Genomic DNA, 17,598 nt, shown 5'->3' on the forward strand with positions numbered 1-17,598 from the left:
CTCTGTTTGAGCATGATCTTATCCGAAAACCGGTATCCACCTTTCGGGATCGTGCTTTAGCTAACCCTTGATCGCCGAGCCGACGATGGAATCGACGAAGAAGCGCTGCAGGAAGACGAACAGGATGAGCGGCGGCAGCACGGCCAGCGTCGCGCCGGCCATCACCAGCCCGGTGTTGACAGCGCCCCGGTTGTAGCTCAACAGCCGGCTGAGGCTGATGACGATGGGATAGGCGTCGGCATTGCCCTGCAGCACCGTCAGCGGCCACAGATAGCTGTTCCAGTGATAGACGAAGGCGAAGAGTGCCAGTGCCGCGATCGCCGGCGCGACGCTCGGCGCCACGATCTTGAACAGGATCAGCAGCTCCGAGGCGCCGTCCATGCGCGCGGCGTCGATCAGATCGTCGGGCACGCCTGCAATGAACTGGCGCATCAGGAAGATGCCGAAGGCGTTGGCGAGGTTGGGCACGATGATGCCGGCGAGGCTGGCATTGAGGCCGATCGAGCCGACGAGGCGGTAGAGCGGGATCAGCGTCACGATCGGCGGCAGGAACATTGTGGCGATCAGCACCGAAAACAAGAGCGAGCGGCCGGGGAAGTGGTATTTGGCGAAGGCGTAGCCGGCCATCATGCTGGTGACCAGGATGCCGGCCGTGGTGATCGAGGCGATGACCAGGGAGTTCCACATCGAGCGGCCGACATTGACCACGCCGGAAACCTTTTCATAGGCATCGAGACTCGGCGTATGCGGGATCCAGACCGGCGGCACCTGCATGCTTTCGGCCGGGGTTTTCAGGCTGGACAGCACCATCCACACCAACGGGAAGGCGGATGCGACGGCGACGAGCAGCATCAGCGTCGCCAGCAGCGCCTTGCGGCCGGAGGGGCGTCTTCGCGCAAACCGGCTCGACGATCCCGCGCTCATTCCTGGTCCTTCCGGTTGGCGAGTGCGAAGAGTGCCCAGACGACGACGATCAGGGACAGCATCAGCATGACAGCCATGGCCGAGCCCAGTCCGCCCTGCGCGCGTTCAATACCGACGCGGCGGATGTGATAGGTCAAGGCATTGGTCGAGCCGACTGGCCCGCCCTGCGTGATCAGGGCCACAGGCTCGAACACCTGCACAGCGTTGATGATGGCGATGACGGCGCTGAACAGAAGCGTGCGCCGCATCAGCGGCAAGGTGATGAAGCGGAATTGTTCGAAGCGGTTGGCGCCGTCGAGCTTCGCCGCCTCATAGAGGCTGCCTGGGATCTGCGTCAGACCGGCGATCGCCAGCACGGTGAAATAACCGACCTGCTGCCAGACGTTGAGGAAGACGATCGAGATCAGCGCCGAACGCGGCGACGACAAGAAGGGCTGCGGTCCGACACCGACCAGGCCAAGCATCTGGTTGAGCGGTCCTTCGCTCGGCGAATAGAGCTTCGACCAGACCAGCGCCACCGCGATCATCGGCACCATATAGGTGGAGAACAGCACGGTCCGCAGCGCCGTGCCGCCAGCGACATCGCGCTGGTAGACCATCAGGCCGAAGGTCACAGAGAGCGGCAGGATAAGGACGACGGACAGAACGGTATAGATCGCGGTGTTGGTCAGCGCGCCCTTGAAGTCGCGCCCGACCGAGGTCGGCCCGAAGATCTCGCGGAAATTGTCGAGGCCGATGAAGCTCGCACTGGAAAATGGCGTCTGCGTCGACCAGTCCTGGAAGGACAGCCAGACGGTGAGCAGCATCGGCAACAGGATGAAGATGCCGATCAGCGTCGCGGCGGGCGTAAGCATGATGCCCGCCGAGGCACGGTACCTCTGGATCATTATGGTCTGATCATTACTTGGCTCTGATTACTACTTGGCTCTGATTACTACTTGGCGGCGCGTTCCAGGATCGAAGTGGCGTCGGCCTGCGCCGTCGCTTGCGCATCCTTGGCCGAGACCTGGCCATACTGCAACGCCTCGATCGTCTGCTGTAGGGATTCCGAGAATTCCTGTCCGCCCGGCACCACCGGGAAGGGTTTTGCATCGGCGAGCACGCTGACATAGCCGGACAGGAATTCCGAGCCGAGCTTGTCCTTGTGCGCTTCGATGTCGGAGGTGCGCGACGGCAGGATGCCCATCGACATCAAGATATCGGACATCGCCGAAGCGCCGCTCTTGCCGGATTTCGGATTGTTGAGCCAGGCGAGGAATTCCCATGCCGCCTTCTGCTCGGCCTGGCCCGCATTGGCGTTGACCACGGTCATCCAGGAATAGGAGATCGAATGTGGCTTTTCGCCGCTCGGGCCGACCGGGATAGGTGCCGTGGCGATGTCGGTGAACTTGTCGCCCATGCCGGTCTTCAGCGCGCTCTCCCACCAGTTGGCCATGATGATCATGCCGGTCTTGCCGGAGACGAAATTGTCGAGGAATGGCCCGGTGGTGTTGGCGTCGGCCGTCGCCATGCCCGGCACGCTGGCGCCAGACTTGATGAGGTCTTCATAGAGCTGAAACGTCTCGCCGGACTGCTTGCTGTCCAGCACCGGCTTGCCGTCCTTGACCAGCTCGCCGCCATTGGAAACCAGCAGCGAGGCGAAGGGATGGACGACGCCGGCCGCCCAGGAATTGATCATGCCGAACCCCTGCTGGCCGGCATCCTTGTTGGTCAGCTTCTTCGCCGCATCCCTGAACTCGTCCCAGGTCTTTGGTGGAGCGGCGATGCCCGCCTGCTTGAACAGCGCCTTGTTGTAGTTCAGCGCATAGACGTCGATTTCATTGGGAATTCCGTAGAGCTTGCCGCCGACCGAAGCGGCGCTGACGACGCCCGCCGGCCAGGCGCCCTTGACTTCGCTCGCCACCGCCTCAGGGGCGGGCGCGACCAGCTTGTCGCGGGCGAGTTCCGGCAGCCAGAGATCGTAGATACCGCCGATCGTTGGGCCGTCCGCGCTACCGCCTTGGGAGCGAAGCGTGGTCAGGAGGTCGCCAAACGGAACGGCGCGCACGGTGACGCTTACATCCGGATTGGTCTTGGCATAGCCCTTGGCCGCCGCCTCCAGCAGCGCCACCGTTTCGGGCGACCAGTGCGTCAGGTAGGAGATGTTGACCGATTGCGCCCAGCCGCTGGCCGGCAGGATGGCAAGGCCCGCGGCCAGTGCCAGTTTCGACGTCCAGGCAAACGACATCCTCGTCCTCCATTTGAGCATAGCGATCACGATGACGTTATGACAACATGAAGCAGGGGCGCAAGGCCCTGTTTGCGAAAAAGCTGCTTGCAGAATCGACGCGGATCTTCTTGTGCTTCAGAAGTAATAATTTTGTGTGTTTAAAACAGCAAGTTATGCAGATTTGTTGGATCGGGAACTCGACGATTCTGCCCGAATGGAAAATGACACCTCTTGCGAACAACGCTATGTCGTTATAATGACTTGGGTCGAACGAATGACTCTCTTGCGGCATCGAGGCGCCGCGAGACGCCACGGACAGGGAAAACGGGAGAACTGGCAATGAGCATGCTTTCAATTCACCGGCGCGCCGCGCTTGGGCTGATCGGCGGCCTTGCCGCCGCTTGCGCGGGTACCTTCGTCACCCCGCCGGCGTGGGCCGACAGCACGGTGACCCTGTGGAGTTGGCGCACCGAGGACGAGGCCGCGATGCGTCGCATCTTCGATGCCTTCGAGGCCAAGAACCCCGGCATCAAGGTCGACATTCAGTTCACGCCGGACGCCGATTACCAGAACCGGCTGAGCACCGCGCTGCGCGGTGGTCGCGGGCCCGATATCGCCCAGCTAAAAGCCTATGGCGAGTTGCAGCCCTTCGTCGATGCCGGCTATCTCGACGCGCTCGACGACAGCGTGCCGGAATTGAAGAACATGCCGGATGCCGCCCTTGGCGGCGCGCGCGGCCGCGCCGACGGCAAGCTCTACGGCGTGCCTTATTCGGTGCCGATGATGGGCGTGTTCTACAATCAGGATATCTTTGCCGCGCAAGGCATCGAGATCCCCAAGACCTACAAGGATTTCGTCGCCGCCTGCGGCAAGCTGAAGGCGGCCGGCATTACCCCGATCGCAACCGGCGGCGCCAATGGCTCCGCTTGGGAGCTGGAGATCGGCGTCGGCGTCATTGGCCCGACCGTCTACGGCCCTGGTTTCTACGACGAGATGATGACCGGCAAGGCGACCTTCGACGATCCGCGCTATGTCGCGGCGCTGAAACGCTTCGCCGAGCTGAGGCCCTATTTCCCGGACGGCTTCGCCGGCATCGACTACACCACGGCCACGCAGCAGTTCATCGGCGGCAAGGCGGCGATGTTCCTCGGTGGGTCCTTTGAGAACGGCAGCTTTAAGGCGCAGAACCCGAAGCTGAAATTCTCGATCTTCCCGTTCCCAGCCGACGATGCCGGGGCAAAGCTCTACACGTCGGCCTTCTCGGACGGCTCCTATGGTCTCGTCTCCGAGAGTCAAAACAAGGAGGCCGCGACCAAGGTGCTGGGCTTCATGGCTTCGGCCGAATTCGCGCAGATGTTCGCCGATGAGCTCGGTTGGCCGCCGGCCCGCACCGACGTCACCGTGAAGGATCCGGTGCTGGCGCAGATGATGGAAATGTCGAAGAACTCGACGCCCTATCTGACACTGGTCGGCTTCCGCTGGCAGTCGCCGACGGCGTCCTCTGTGTTGCAGTCGGAGATCATCGACATGGTCGAGGGCAACATCGCGCCGGAGAAGCTGGCCGCCGATATGCAGGCCGCCGTCGCCACCTGGTTCAAGCCGAAGCAGTGAGGAGCCAGGCCGGTCGCATCGCGGCCGGCCTCTCGCCGGACAGAACAACGCATGACCAATTTTCACCACCCAAGCAGCCTGAAACGCACGCAGCAGCGCATGGCCGTGCTTTTCATCCTGCCGGCGCTGGCCGTCTACATGCTCTTCGTCCTCTATCCGCTGGCGATGTCGCTGTGGGGCAGCTTCTTCATCTGGAAGGGCCTGCGCATGGTCGAATTCGCCGGCCTGTCGAATTTTTCGCGCCTGTTTGTCTTTCCCAGCGGTGCGCGGCTCTATGGCGCGCTGTGGCACAACACCGTCTGGTTTTTCGGCATCATGCTCTTCCAGAATGGCATCGGCCTTTTGTTCGCCTGGCTGCTGTTCCTGCGCGACAGGGGAGCGGCCTTCTTCCAGTCGGTGTTTTTCTTTCCGGCGGTTCTGAGCCCCGTCATCGTCGGGGCGCTGTGGCGCCTGCTTCTGGCGCCGGGCGGCGTCGTCGAATGGGCGCTGAACGGGCTCGGCCTCCATCAGGGCAGCCTCACCGTGCTCGGCAACAGCCACACCGCGCTTGGAATGCTGATCGCCGTCGACGCCTGGAACTGGATGGGCCTGCCGGTGCTGATCTACACGGCGGGCCTGCGGCAGATTTCCGGCCAGATCTTCGAGGCGGCGAAGCTCGACGGCGCCGGCAATGCGCGCCTGCTGTTTTCCGTCGCGCTGCCGCTTTTGATGCCGGCGCTCGGCACGCTGACGACGCTGTCGTTCATCAACACCTTCAACCAGTTCGACATCGTCTATGTGATGCAAGGCGTGCAGGGCAATCCGAGCTATTCGACCGACACGCTGGTGACCTATTTCTACCGGCTGGCCTTCGGCGCCGAGGGCGCTGTCGGTATCACTGATATCGGTCTGGCGCTGGCCTTGGGCACCGTGCTGTTCCTGATCCTCAGCATAGGCACGCTGCTGATGCTGCGCTTCTTCGATCGCCGCACGGTGCAGCTATGAGCGCGCCGGCGATCCCGTACAGGACGTTTCCGCCAAGACTGGCGCGGCTGCCGGGCTGGACCTTGCTGGCCATTTGGACAGCGGCGGTTCTGCTGCCGCTCTACATTCTCGTCGTCTCCTGCTTCAAGACCACGGCCGAAATCTACGACAACCGGCTCGGCCTGCCGCAAAGTTGGGCTTTCGACAATTTCGTCCGGGCGTGGATGCGCGCCGATCTCGGCCACAATTTCATCAACAGCCTGATCGTCACCGGCGGCGCGGTCATTCTCATCATCGTCGTCTCGGCGATGGCTGCCTATCCGCTCAGCCGCTACAAGCTCGGCTGGAACGCCATCATGCTCGGCCTGTTCCTGTCGGGCATCATGCTGCCGATCAGATTGGCCTCTGTCGAGCTGTTCACCTTGATGCGCAACCTCGGCCTGTTGGACTCCCTGACGGGCCTGATCCTCGTCTATTCGGCGATCCGCATTCCCTTCGCCGTCTTCATCTTCGCCAACTTCATGCGCGTGCTGCCCTCCGAACTCGACGAGGCGGCGCGTATGGACGGCGCCGGCGAGGTCCGCATCCTGTTCCAGATCATCCTGCCGATGGTGAAGCCGGCGGTCTCGATCGTCGCCATCTTCACGGCGATCGCCGTGTGGAACGACTTCTTCTTTCCGCTGATCTTCATTTTCGACGACCGCTACAAGACTGTGCCGCTGGCGATCAGCGTCTTCGTCGGCCAGTTCCGCACCGACTGGGGCCTGGTGTTCGCCTCGCTGGCGATCTCCATGGCGCCCATCCTGATCATGTATTGTCTGCTTGCCCGCCAGATTCGCGAAGGCGTCGGTGCCGGGGGAGGTATGAAATGATCGAGGACAGGATTTACGCCGCCAAGTCCATCCTGGTTGTCGGCGCGCACGCCTTCGATGCCGAGGTGATCGCCGGGCCGCTGGCCGCCGCCGCCGTAAAGCGCGGTGCCACGGTGACATTCCTGCACCTGACCATGGGCGAGCAGGGGCATCCCTGTCTCATCCCCGCGCATTATTGCGTGCAGAAGGAAGAGGAAGCGGGCAGGGCGGCTGAGCGGCTTGGTGTCAAGGTGCGCAGCCTCGGCCTGCGCGACGCCTTCCTGCCGTCGGACGACGAGACGGCGCTCGAGGTATGCGACATCATTCGCGAACTCAAACCCGAGATCGTCATTACCCATTGGCACGGCAGCTGGCACAAGGACCATCGCGCCGCCGCGCATCTGACGCGGACCGGCATCTTCTACGCCGCCCTGCCGACCGTTGCCAGCGACCACGCGGCGCACACGCCGCAACTGCTCCTGTTCGGCGAGAACTGGGAGGACGATGACGGTTTTCGGCCCGAGCATCTCGTCGATGTCAGCGATGGCTTCGAGGCCTGGAGCGAGGCGGTCGAGGAATACGAGCTGGCCCGGGGCCTCAGCAGCTTTCCCTATGTCGACTACTACAGCGCGCTCTACCGGCTGCGCGGCTGCCTGCGCGGTACGCGTTACGCACAAGGCTTCGCGGCGGCGTCGCATTCGTGGAATGCCGGCAGCGGCCTGTTCGCGCCGCCGTTCGGCAAAGGGCCTGGCCGATGACGCGGGTTCTGGCCATCGATCTCGGCGGCACCAATCTGCGCGCCGCCGTCTTCACCGGCGACGTCGGTGCGCTGGACATGCCGAGCCGCGAGCCGGCGCCGGCCAGTCTTGATTCGTTCGTCGCCCGCATCCAGGCCCTGCGCACCGAGGCTGGGGCGATCGAGGCGCTCGGCATCGCGGTGCCTGGGCTCGTCGAAGGTGCCGTCTGCCGCTGGATCCCGAACCTGCCGTTTCTCGACGGCGTCGACATCCAGGCCTTGTTTCCAGGCCTGCCCGTGGCGCTCGGCAACGACGCGCAGATCGCGCTGCTGGCGGAAGTCGTCGAGGGCGCGGCCAAGGGCATGTCGGATGCGATCCTGCTCGCCATCGGCACCGGCATCGGCTCGGCCGTGCTGGCCAACGGCCGCATCGTTGCCGGCGCGCATGGCGGCGCCTGTTCGTTCGGCTGGGCCTGCGCCGACATCAAGGATCATGGCGAGGAGCGCAGTGGCTGGCTGGAGCGCGTCGCCTCGGGCCGGGCACTCGATGCGCTTGCCGCCCAGATTGGCCTCGCCGATGGCCGCCAGCTGATCGCCGCGGCCCAAGGCGGGGAACTCGCCGCGCAGACCTTGCTGGAAGTGCCGGCGCGGCGGCTCGGCACCGCGCTTGCCGGCGCCGTGGCGCTGCTCGATCCGCAGGCGGTTCTGATTTCGGGAGGACTGGCCGAGGCGCTGGACGTGATCCGACCACCGCTGCTTGCCGCGCTGCTGCGCCAGTTGCCGTCGCATCTGCGTGGCATCGAGGTTCGGTCCGGCCGGTTCGGCCCGGGCGCCGGCCTTATCGGCGCGGCATTGGCTGGTCGCGCGGGGAAAGAGTGGAGACAGGTGCGATGAGCCAAGCGAGTTTTCAGCAGCCGGACCGCAGACGGCCGGAGCCGCTCTGGTATCAGGTCGAGGAGGCGATCCGCGCCATCGTCAAGAGCGGCGAATGGGCGACCGGCGACCAGATCCCGGCCGAAGACCGGCTGTGTGCCCTGTTCGGTGTCAGCCGCATCACTTTGCGCCACGCCCTACGCAATCTGGAGGAAGGCGGACTGCTCAGGCGCGAGCATGGCCGCGGCACCTTCGTGCGCTCCACCACGCTGGTGGCCGGCACGCGCGAGCTGACCAGCTTCACCCAGGAAATGGGCAATATGGGTGTGGTCGCCGGCTCGCGCCTGCTTGACTGCGGACTGACATCAGCCAATGCGGCTGCCGCCGGCGCGCTGGAGATCGAGGAGGGCGATCCGGTGGTGCGCATCAGGCGTCTCAGGTTGGGCAACAGCGAGCCGATCGGCATCCAGACGGCGCAGCTTTCGGCCGCGCGCGTGCCGGGCTTCCTCGACGCCGGCCTGCTGCAAGGTTCGCTCTACGAGGCGCTGGAGCGTCACTACGGCATTGTGCCGGCGGCCGCGCGGGAAAATTACCGCGTCGGCGCGGTTGGGGCGGCGGATGCCGAACTGCTCGACCTGCCCGCCGGCAGCCCCGCCTTCATCGTCGAGCGCATCACCACCGACGAGCGCGGCCCGTTCGAATTCACCGTCTCCATCATGCGCGGCGACCGCTACGAAATCCGCTCGACACTGCGCGCCGGGCGCGTCCCGTCCAATCCGCGAAGCTGATCCACCCTCCCAAGCAGATCTTTAAAAAGGAGTACCCCACGTGTCCGATCTCTACATCCACCGTCTCGCCGCTCTCATCGACAAGGCAGCGAAAACCAATGAAGAGGCCTTCGGCCAGGCCGCCAGCCGCTTTGCCGACTCGTTGGAAGGCGGCGGGCTGGTCCACCTCTACGGTTCGGGCCATTCGGTGCTGCCTGTGCAGGAAGTGTTCCCGCGCTACGGCAGCTATGTCGGCTTCAACCCGCTGACCGACCCGCGCGTGATGTGGCACAACGTGCTCGGCGCCGGCGGCGTGCGCGAGCTTCTGTGGCTGGAGCGAACTGAAAAGTATGCCGAGAAATTCCTCGACCACCAGCCGCTCAACAAGGGCGATTCAATCATCATCTTCGGCCACAGCGGCCGCAATTCGTCCGGCATCGACACCGCTCTCTATGCCAGGAAGCGCGGCATCTTCGTCGTCGCGGTGACCAGCAAGAACAATCTCGACAAGCCGGCGACGCATTCCTCCGGCAAGCGGCTGGCCGACGCGGCGGATCTCGTCATCGACACCTGCTCGCCGATCGAGGACGCCATTGTACCGGTCGAAGGTTGGAGCCGTCCGGTGTCGGGCTCATCGACGGTGCTCGCCATGATCCTGGCGCATGAGTTGATCGCGCGCACGGCCGAGCAACTCGCCAAGCGCGGCATCGAACTGCCGGTCTTCGCCTCGCCGACGATCGCCGGCGTGACGTTGCACGATACCGACGTCATCTACGGTGTCTACCGCGAACGCATGCTGGAAGCGCAGAAGAAACACCTGCCGACCTTCCAGGCGACGATGCGCGGCGAATAATGTTGCGGCCGGGGAGGCGCTGCCGGCGCCTTCCCGGTGGACCACCGTCCCAGCAGATTGCGCTCGACGGTTTTCAGTGCGCCTGCAGGCCTGATCGACCACCGTTTCGCGCCCGACTGGGCCCACTACACCGACACGCCGGAAAAGCTAGCGCCGCGCCACGGGTGCCCTGGTTCTATGCCACGGACATAACTGTCGGATCAGCCAGTTGCGCTGGCATAGATGTCGAGAACATCCGTCACGCCTGCGATGAGGAGTTCCCTGGCCTTTGGCGCGACGGGTCCGCTCGCCACCGCGCTGTCGAGACGGCCGAGATACTGGCTGATCAGGGGTGAGGGGATGTCGCGCTCGCCCAGCGCCTGCATCAGCGCGTTCACGGCCTGTCGCGCCGCCTGCGCCGGCCAGTAGTAGCGGATACGGTCGCTGTAGGAGAAATGTCGCTCGATCCGCTGCTCGGCCTCGGAGCCGTGATGGTAATTCTTCCAGTTGTCGGGCGCCGCCAGCATGACGCGCTCCATCGCCGCCGGCAGGCTTTCCCGAGCCGGGTCGGGAGCAAGAATGTCAGCGATGTGGCTCAATCCGTAGAGCGCTTCGCGCAACGCGAAGGTCAGCCATGGTCCGACCTTGAGGATGGCAAAACCGTCATCGACCAAAGCGCTCAGCGCGGCGGCCGGCTGGTAGTCGGTCGAGTGGGCCTCGAAGACGAATTGCGGCAGGTCTCGCAGCGTGCCGGCGAGCGCCCGGGCGCGTTCCGGCCGGTAGGCGATCACCTCGGCATTGCCGAATTCGACGCCCGGCTGCACGACGACGCCGATCGCCCGCGAGAAGGCTTGGTCGAGGCCGCGCTGGCTGAAGGCATCGCGGTGGATGCGCACCGTCTCACGGGCCGCCTCCGGTGTCGTCACCGCCAGATGGTCCATTGCTTCAAGGGCACCGCCCGGCACCGGCACTTCAGTGCCGATGACATAGACAGGCCTGGCGCCGCCTGTTCGTTCAATCGCGGCCTCCGCCACCTCGGCCAGTTCGGCGGCGCGCGCGGCGATCGTGGCGTCGGGCGGTGCCGCGCCTTCGCCGGCGCAGCCCATGCTGGCGTCCAGATGGATCTTGGTGAAGCCGGCCTCGGCATAGGCATCCACCATGCGCGATGCCTTTTCCATGGCCTCGGGTGCCGGCAGGTGCTTCCAGGGATTGGGGCCAAGATGATCACCACCGAGCACCAGCCTGTCCAGGGGAAAGCCGGCCTTGCCGGCGATCGTCTCGACGAAGCGGCGGAAATCGCCTGGTGTCATGCCGGTATAGCCGCCTTCGTGGTTGACCTGGTTGCAGGTGGCCTCGATCAGGACGTCGGCGTTGCGCGCCTTGCCGTGGCGCAGCGCCGCTTCGATGACCAGAGGATGGGCCGAGCAGATCGAGGTGATGCCACAGCGTTCGCCGGCCGCACGGCGCGATGCTATGGCGGCCAGCCTGTCGGTCGCCTGGCTCATGCCGGTGCTGCGGTCCTGGCGGTTGCGATGAACGCCTCGACCTCGGCCAGCGAGGCGATGCCTTCCATCGGTCCCTTCTTCGTCACCGCCAGCGCGCCGCAGCCATTGGCGATCTCGAGCGCTCTCTCGGGTGCTTCTCCACGCAGCCAGAAGGAGACGAAGGCTGCCGCAAAACAGTCTCCGGCGCCGGTCGGGTCGATTTCGTCGACGACGAAGCCGGGTGAAGCGATGCGCCCTGACCGGTCGTAATGGACCGCGCCTTGCGCGCCCTTCTTGACGACCACGGCGGAGATGCCGCGGTCCAGCATTTCGCGCGCCGCGCTCTCCTCGTCGGTTGCCTCGGCGAAGGTGAAGAGTTCCGGCCCGCTCGGCAGGAACACATCGGTCTTCGACAGCACGAAATGCAAGGCGTCGCGCATGCCTGGCAGATCGAGCATCTCCTTGCGGATGTTGGGGTCGAAGGAGACCGTGCCGCCGCGCGTCTTGACGGCTTCGATCCCGTTGCGGGCAACCTCGATCACCTCGGGCGAGAACAGTGATGTGCCCATGACGTGAAAATGGTCGGCGCCGGCCAGCAGCGCGCGCGCTTCCGCGCCCATCTCGATCAGCCCGGCGGCGCTCTGCTTGATGTTGTAGACGAAGTGCCGGCTGCCATCGGTCTCATAGGTGACGAAGGCGGTTCCGGTTGCGGCACCCTGATGGACGGTGATGGCGGAGATGTCGACGCCGTCGGCGCGCAGGCGCTCGATGTTCAAATGGCCGAAATCGTCGTCGCCCACCGCCGCGATCAGTCCTGCCGGCTGGCCGAGCCGCGCCGCCTGATCGATAAAGATGGCGGGAGCGCCTGACGGAAACGGACCGACCAGCGGGCCGGCAGCGCGAAAACTCTGGCCGATCCGCTCGGCCATGATCTCGACCAGGATCTCGCCGGCGCAAACCAGTTTCTTCATGTCCTCACCATCTGCCGGACGGACGGCGTCCGATTGCGCTATCCGCGTGTCCGTGCGGGTCAAAACCTAAGTTGCCATTTTTAAAGCGTCAATAAATAATTTGACGTGCGCAATGCTTTTGCGTTGTAGTGGAAACATGGGAAATTTGACTGAATAAGTTCGGTCAAGCAATGCTGCCTCAGCGCAATGGTCGCAAGACTGATTCTGGCCGGTGCGCGAAGGCTGGCATTAAGGGCAAGGAGCCTGAAATATCGATGGCGGAAAAGACGCACCGGACAATGGATGATTTCGCCAGGGCGTCCGGCGTGTCCCGGCCGACCCTGTCGAAGTACTTTGACGATCCGGCCAGCGTGAAGCCGGCGACACGAGCGCGCATCGAGGCGGCGCTTCGTTCGTCCGACTACCAGCCGAATGTTTTTGCCCGCAATCTCAATCGTAAGCGTACCCGCAATGTCGGCATCGTCGTGCCGGCGATCACAGATCCGTTCTACGCGGAGATGGTCAGCCGCATCGAACTGCGCTGCCGCGACGAAGGGTTTTGGCCGATCGTCATCTCCTCGCACGGTTCGCCGAAGCTGGAGGCCGAATCGGTCAGGACGCTGATGTCGCTGAAGGTCGCCGGCGCCATCGTCGCGCCCTTGGGATTGGTCTCCGAGCCCGGCGTCTTCGAGCGGATGAGCGAGGACATCCCGATCGTCTATTTCGACACCTATATCGAAGGCGACACGCCGTTCGTCGGCAATGACAACCACCAGAGCACCTCGACGATCGTGGATTATCTCTGCCGGTCCGGCGAACCGCCGGTCTATGTCGACATCCCGCACGTCAACCACAATTCGAGCGAACGGCTGCAGAGCTATATCGACACGATGCACGCCGCCGGCCTGGAGCCCACCGTTCTCAAGGCGGCGGGCGACTATAGCTGGGACTTCGAGCGCATCGGTCACGAATGGATGGACAGGACGCTCGGGAACGGCGGCCTGCCGGCCCGCACGCTGCTCTGCGCCAATGACCGTCTCGCCTTCGGCGTGATGTCGGCTGCCTTTTCGCGCGGGCTGAAGATCGGCCGCCGCGCCGATTGTGATTTCCGTGTCGCTGCTCATGACGATCATCCGCTGAGCCGCTACACCTGTCCCGCGCTGACCACCATGGCGCAGGACTTCGCCGCCATGGCCGGCCGCAGCGTCGAGATCCTGCTGGCGCTTCTGGACGAGACTGACCCGCCAAGCCAGGATCTGGCGCGCAACGTCAAGCTTGGCGCGACCCTGGTGATGCGTCAGTCGGCCTGAGCACACGTCTGCAGGCGGAACCAGGCCGCCGCCTCGCTCACCGCTTGCCGCGCGGCCAGGATGTGCCGGCCCATTGAGACGAAGCCGTGGATCTGACCCGGCCAGTGTCGCAGCACCAGCGGCACTCCGTCGGCCCGCAGGCGCTCGGCAAAGGCCGTGCCTTCGTCGGCAAGGATGTCGTGGCCGGCTATCACGACGAAGGCGGGTGGTGCGCCGGCAAGGCTGGAGGCCAGCAGCGGCGATACGCGCCAGTCCGCGATGTCATCAGGCGTTCGCACATAGTGGTCGCGGAACCAGGCCATGGTGGCGGCGGTGAGCCCAAAGCCGTCGCCGAAACGCCGGTAGCTGTCCGCCGTCTGGCGGGCATCGGTGTTGGGATAGATCAGGATTTGGGCGGCAAGCGGCGGCGCCAGCCCGTCGCGGGCAAGCAACGCCAGAACGGCGGCAAGGTTGCCGCCCGCGCTGTCGCCGGCAACCGTAATGCGGGCTGGGTCGATGCCGAGTTCGCCAGCGTTCCCGGCCATGAAGCGGAGCGCCGCCGCGCAATCCTCCAGCCCGGCGGGAAACGTGTGCTCCGGCGCCAACCTGTAGTCGGGGCAGACGACGACGGCGTTGCCGAGATTGGCCAGCCAGCGGCAGATCTCGTCATGCGAATCGAGATTGCCGATCACCCAGCCGCCGCCATGCAGATACAGCAAGGCGCGCGCCCCGGTTCGCGGCGCGCCGATACCGCGATGGATGCGGATCGTGACCGGGCCGTTCGGCCCGTCGATCTGCTGCTGCCCGGTTGCCGCGACCGGCTCGTGCTCGCCCTGCTGAGTCGGGAACGAAGCGATATAGGCGGCCCGTGCCGCCGCCACGCTGCCATTCTCGAACGGTTCGCCGCCGGCGGCACGGCCGATTTCGAGGGCACGCAATGCATCCGGATCGAGTGTCATCGTCATCTCCGCTGCGGGTCAGGCGAGCAGGCCGCGTGCCTCGTCTTCGCTGAGCAGGGCCGGCTGGACGACGTCACCTGTGATCGCAACCGAGCTTTTCGTCTCGCCCGAATGCAGGATCGCTTCCATGATCTCCAGCACATGCAGGGCCAGATTGCCGGAAGCTCGGGGTGTGGCGCCTGTCCGCAGCGAACGCACCAGGTCGGCGACGCCGAGCATGCGGTAATTGGCGCGGTCGGGCGCCGCGTAAGGCCAGTTGCGGGCGCCGTAGAGTTCGCCTTCGCTGGCGAAATCCTTCCAGTCGGCGCCGCGTTCCGACAGCGAGACGGTGCCGCCGAACGTGTCCGGGTCGGGCAGCCGCAATGAGCCCTCGGTGCCGTGCAGTTCGATCGGATGATTGGAATGCCTGAAGACGTCCCATGATGCGCCGAAGGTGACAGTCGCGCCGGAGCGGAATTCGAGCAGCGACAGCACATTGGTCGGCGTGCCGACCTTGAATTTGGTGTTCTTGAACGGCCCTTCGGCCGATATCAGCCGTTCCTCCTGGCCCTTCGTCGCCATCGCCATGACGCGGGCGACCGGACCGAGCAGGTTGACCAGCATGGTCAGATAGTAGGGTCCCATGTCGAATACGGGGCCGCCGCCAGGCTGATAGTAGAACTGCGGGTTGGGATGCCAGTGTTCCATGCCGCGTCCCATCATGAAGGCGGTGCCGGTGACCGGGCGGCCGATGGCGCCTTCGTCCATCAGGCGGCGCGCTTTGCGTCCGGCCGCACCAAGGAAGGTATCGGGAGCCGAGCCGAGCAGCAGGCTACGCTTGGCCGCCTCGGTCACCAGCCGGCGCCCGTCGCTGGCCGAGATTGCCAGCGGCTTTTCGGTGAAGACATGCTTTCCCGCCGAAAGGGCGGAGAACGAAATGTCGAAATGCGCCGCCGGAATGGTGAGGTTGAGGACGAGGTCGATCTCGGGGTCGGCCAGCAGCGCATCGACGCCGAGTGCCCGAATGCCGTATTCCTTGGCCCGTAACGCCGCCATCTCGGCCGAAATATCGGCGCAGGCGCGCAATTCGATGCCGCCGAACAGCGCGGCGTTGCGCAGGTAAGTCATCGAGATGTTGCCGCATCCGATGACGCCGATGCCGAGTTTGGCCTGTGATTTTGCCTGCATTTTCTGTCGTACCCTCCCAATACGGTCACGCTACCCGATCCGTCGCTATGGTGCCGGATCGCTTTCAAAATCGCTATACAACATTTTAAATGTTGACGCGCGTAAAATTTTTATAGAACATGCGGAAATGGCTGGCGCGCATCGGGAGGCTGCCAGCCTTGGGAGGAGAAAATGTCAGAAGGAAAAACGGCCGGCCGCCGATGCGAATCCGTGGTCATCGGGTCTTTCGGTTGCGGCCAAGGGACCGCGACGGGTTCAGGCATAGATCACCTTGGCCCCGATTTTATCCAGCTGGCTGCGTATTGGACCGGGCAGGGCATCGTCGGTGATCACCACATGGACGCCCGACAGCGAAAATGCCTTCGAGGTCCCGCTGACGCCCCATTTGCTCGAATCCGCAAGGAGGACAACGCGCCGGGCCATGCGCACCAGGTTTCGCTTCGTTCGCGCCATGTCTTCGTTCACGTCGACCACATCCAGGGACGAGTCGATCGCATGCGCGCCAACAAAGACCTGATGCGCCACCAAGCCGCCGAGAGCCGTGTCGGCATCGGTAATCAGCGTGCTCACCGTGTCTGGATAGACCCGGCCACCGATCATGTGCACGTCGAGCCCGGGCCGATGCATCAGATGCTGCACGATATTCATCGCCGTGGCCGCGACCACGACATTGTTGAGCGGCGGTAACTGCATGGCAACCTGCATCAATGTCGAGCCGCCGTCGAAGATGACCGATTGGTTGTCCTCGAACAGATCTACCGCTGCCCGGGCGATGCGTTTCTTCGCATCGAGGTTCGTTTGCATCCGCCGAGCGAACGCGGCCGTGGTCGAATCCGTGGTCCGGGTCACCGCCCCTCCACGGGTCTTGGTCAGTAGGCCCTTGTGGTCCAGTATCTCGAGGTCGGAGCGCACCGTGACTTCCGACACGCCAAAATCGTCGGACAAGTCCTTCGTGCGAACCTGTCCGCTGCGTTGCACCTCACTCAGGATCGATTGGCGTCTCTGCTCTGACAACATTGCCCTGTCCTCGCCTCCATGCGCCGAGCAACCGCCCTGGCCTCGGCTCACCTTACCAAAAATACGCGAATTCGAAAGCTTTCGAAAGATTGCATTTATCGTTTCTTTCGCAAACACTGGTTCCAGGATTTTGAAACCAAACGATTGGGACATTTTGCACTCATGAGCCTAGGAACCAAAGTGCGCCTTGCGCGCCTCTTCTCGCATCCATCGGGAAACCTTTTTGGCGGCGCGGTCGACCACTTTGTCGGCTATGGCGACGTGCGCAAAGGAGGTCTTGCTGATCTGCCGGGCGCGCTCGCTCGCGTCATGGTGGGCAAACCCGACTACGTCAGCATCCAGCCAGGCACCGCGCGCCATCTGTGGCCGCAATACGCGGGCAAGGCTTCCCTGGTGATCCAGGCCGGCTGCTTCACCCCGGACGATCGCATCAGTGAGCTGATTGCAACGCCCGAGGATGCGGTGCGCGCTGGCGCCGATGCGTTGGCCGTGGCCATTCCGGTACGCGGCGCGACCGAGGGCAAATACATACGCTGGCTGACCGATTCGGTGAATGCGGCGGCCCGCTACGGCATGCCGGTAGTCGCGCATATCTACCCTCGCGATTTCACCGACGGCGCAAAAATCGTCTTCACCCCCGACGAGATCGCCTATGCGGCGCGCATCGGCTACGAGTCCGGCGTCGACGTGATCAAGATCGGCTACACCGGCGATTTCGAGTCGTTCCGAGAGACCGTTCGGACATGCCCGGTGCCGGTTGTGATCGCGGGTGGCCCGAAGACCGATACGCTGCTCGGCGCTCTTCAGCAGACGGCGGACGCCATCCGTGCCGGCGCGCGCGGTGCCGTGGTGGGCCGCAATCTCTGGGGGCATGGCGATCCGGAGAAGGCAGCGATTGCCTTTCGGGGCGTCATCCATGACGGCCTTTCGGCGCAAGACGCCCTGGCGAAGGCAGGTGCCTGAACG

At 64.2% G+C, this 17,598-nt stretch carries 17 protein-coding genes; 9 read left to right on the forward strand and 8 right to left on the reverse strand.

Annotated features, from left to right (window positions below):
• Nucleotides 1-60: 60 nt before the first annotated feature.
• From O7B34_RS11650 to O7B34_RS11660, 3 genes are read right to left on the reverse strand one after another with little or no spacing between them, the layout of a single operon-like run.
• Nucleotides 61-924: a carbohydrate ABC transporter permease gene (locus O7B34_RS11650; protein ID WP_337146215.1), complete on the reverse strand. Its 864-nt coding sequence runs from the start codon at nucleotides 922-924 to the stop codon at nucleotides 61-63.
• Nucleotides 921-1,811, reverse strand: a complete 891-nt coding sequence (locus O7B34_RS11655) for a carbohydrate ABC transporter permease (protein WP_337146216.1) — start codon at nucleotides 1,809-1,811, stop codon at nucleotides 921-923. Before O7B34_RS11655 ends, O7B34_RS11650 begins: the two co-directional genes overlap by 4 nt.
• A gap of 47 nt (nucleotides 1,812-1,858) precedes the next feature.
• Nucleotides 1,859-3,151 (reverse strand): ABC transporter substrate-binding protein, encoded by a 1,293-nt coding sequence (locus O7B34_RS11660; RefSeq protein WP_337146217.1) that lies wholly within the window; start codon nucleotides 3,149-3,151, stop codon nucleotides 1,859-1,861.
• 321 nt (nucleotides 3,152-3,472) lie between these two features.
• Here O7B34_RS11660 and O7B34_RS11665 point away from each other — a divergent pair, with 321 nt between their 5' ends.
• Genes O7B34_RS11665 through O7B34_RS11695 form a run of 7 tightly spaced genes read left to right on the forward strand, consistent with a single transcriptional unit; the run spans nucleotide 3,473 to nucleotide 9,787 of the window.
• Complete coding sequence (locus O7B34_RS11665) at nucleotides 3,473-4,744, forward strand: extracellular solute-binding protein (protein ID WP_337146218.1); 1,272 nt, start codon at nucleotides 3,473-3,475, stop codon at nucleotides 4,742-4,744.
• 51 nt (nucleotides 4,745-4,795) lie between these two features.
• Nucleotides 4,796-5,728, forward strand: coding sequence for a carbohydrate ABC transporter permease (locus O7B34_RS11670; RefSeq protein ID WP_337146219.1), 933 nt, complete (start codon nucleotides 4,796-4,798; stop codon nucleotides 5,726-5,728).
• On the forward strand, nucleotides 5,725-6,579 hold the full coding sequence (locus O7B34_RS11675; protein ID WP_337146220.1) for a carbohydrate ABC transporter permease: 855 nt from the start codon (nucleotides 5,725-5,727) through the stop codon (nucleotides 6,577-6,579). Before O7B34_RS11670 ends, O7B34_RS11675 begins: the two co-directional genes overlap by 4 nt.
• Nucleotides 6,576-7,316: a PIG-L deacetylase family protein gene (locus O7B34_RS11680; RefSeq protein ID WP_337146221.1), complete on the forward strand. Its 741-nt coding sequence runs from the start codon at nucleotides 6,576-6,578 to the stop codon at nucleotides 7,314-7,316. The genes O7B34_RS11675 and O7B34_RS11680 overlap by 4 nt, the downstream gene beginning before the upstream one ends.
• The gene (locus tag O7B34_RS11685; protein ID WP_337146222.1) at nucleotides 7,313-8,188 is read left to right on the forward strand and encodes an ROK family protein; all 876 of its coding nucleotides are present in this window, start codon (nucleotides 7,313-7,315) and stop codon (nucleotides 8,186-8,188) included. The genes O7B34_RS11680 and O7B34_RS11685 overlap by 4 nt, the downstream gene beginning before the upstream one ends.
• Nucleotides 8,185-8,955 carry a GntR family transcriptional regulator gene (locus O7B34_RS11690; RefSeq protein ID WP_140505665.1) on the forward strand — a complete coding sequence of 257 codons (771 nt, stop codon included), beginning with the start codon at nucleotides 8,185-8,187 and terminating at the stop codon, nucleotides 8,953-8,955. The genes O7B34_RS11685 and O7B34_RS11690 overlap by 4 nt, the downstream gene beginning before the upstream one ends.
• Nucleotides 8,956-8,995: 40 nt before the next feature.
• On the forward strand, nucleotides 8,996-9,787 hold the full coding sequence (locus O7B34_RS11695; protein WP_140714781.1) for a sugar isomerase domain-containing protein: 792 nt from the start codon (nucleotides 8,996-8,998) through the stop codon (nucleotides 9,785-9,787).
• Nucleotides 9,788-9,987: 200 nt separating this feature from the next.
• On the opposite strand, the gene O7B34_RS11700 is transcribed toward O7B34_RS11695, so the two are convergent.
• Complete coding sequence (locus O7B34_RS11700; protein ID WP_337146223.1) at nucleotides 9,988-11,271, reverse strand: D-tagatose-bisphosphate aldolase, class II, non-catalytic subunit; 1,284 nt, start codon at nucleotides 11,269-11,271, stop codon at nucleotides 9,988-9,990.
• A complete protein-coding gene (locus O7B34_RS11705) occupies nucleotides 11,268-12,221 on the reverse strand; it encodes a tagatose kinase (RefSeq protein WP_337146224.1) in 954 nt (317 codons plus the stop codon). Before O7B34_RS11705 ends, O7B34_RS11700 begins: the two co-directional genes overlap by 4 nt.
• Before the next feature lie 254 nt (nucleotides 12,222-12,475).
• On the opposite strand from O7B34_RS11705, the gene O7B34_RS11710 reads away from it, so the two are divergent.
• Nucleotides 12,476-13,510, forward strand: a complete 1,035-nt coding sequence (locus O7B34_RS11710; RefSeq protein ID WP_337146225.1) for a LacI family DNA-binding transcriptional regulator — start codon at nucleotides 12,476-12,478, stop codon at nucleotides 13,508-13,510.
• Here the strand turns inward: O7B34_RS11710 and O7B34_RS11715 are convergent.
• The 3 genes from O7B34_RS11715 to O7B34_RS11725 form a co-directional block, all read right to left on the reverse strand.
• The gene (locus O7B34_RS11715; RefSeq protein ID WP_337146226.1) at nucleotides 13,498-14,448 is read right to left on the reverse strand and encodes an alpha/beta hydrolase; all 951 of its coding nucleotides are present in this window, start codon (nucleotides 14,446-14,448) and stop codon (nucleotides 13,498-13,500) included. The genes O7B34_RS11710 and O7B34_RS11715 overlap by 13 nt on opposite strands.
• Before the next feature lie 18 nt (nucleotides 14,449-14,466).
• Nucleotides 14,467-15,615, reverse strand: a complete 1,149-nt coding sequence (locus O7B34_RS11720; protein ID WP_337141403.1) for a Gfo/Idh/MocA family protein — start codon at nucleotides 15,613-15,615, stop codon at nucleotides 14,467-14,469.
• A 255-nt stretch (nucleotides 15,616-15,870) separates the two neighbouring features.
• A complete protein-coding gene (locus O7B34_RS11725) occupies nucleotides 15,871-16,632 on the reverse strand; it encodes a DeoR/GlpR family DNA-binding transcription regulator (protein ID WP_337141404.1) in 762 nt (253 codons plus the stop codon).
• 162 nt (nucleotides 16,633-16,794) lie between these two features.
• On the opposite strand from O7B34_RS11725, the gene O7B34_RS11730 reads away from it, so the two are divergent.
• Nucleotides 16,795-17,595, forward strand: coding sequence for a class I fructose-bisphosphate aldolase (locus O7B34_RS11730; RefSeq protein WP_023756676.1), 801 nt, complete (start codon nucleotides 16,795-16,797; stop codon nucleotides 17,593-17,595).
• Nucleotides 17,596-17,598: the final 3 nt, after the last annotated feature.

Source organism: Mesorhizobium sp. Cs1299R1N3 (assembly GCF_037179625.1).
GTDB lineage: Bacteria > Pseudomonadota > Alphaproteobacteria > Rhizobiales > Rhizobiaceae > Mesorhizobium > Mesorhizobium salmacidum.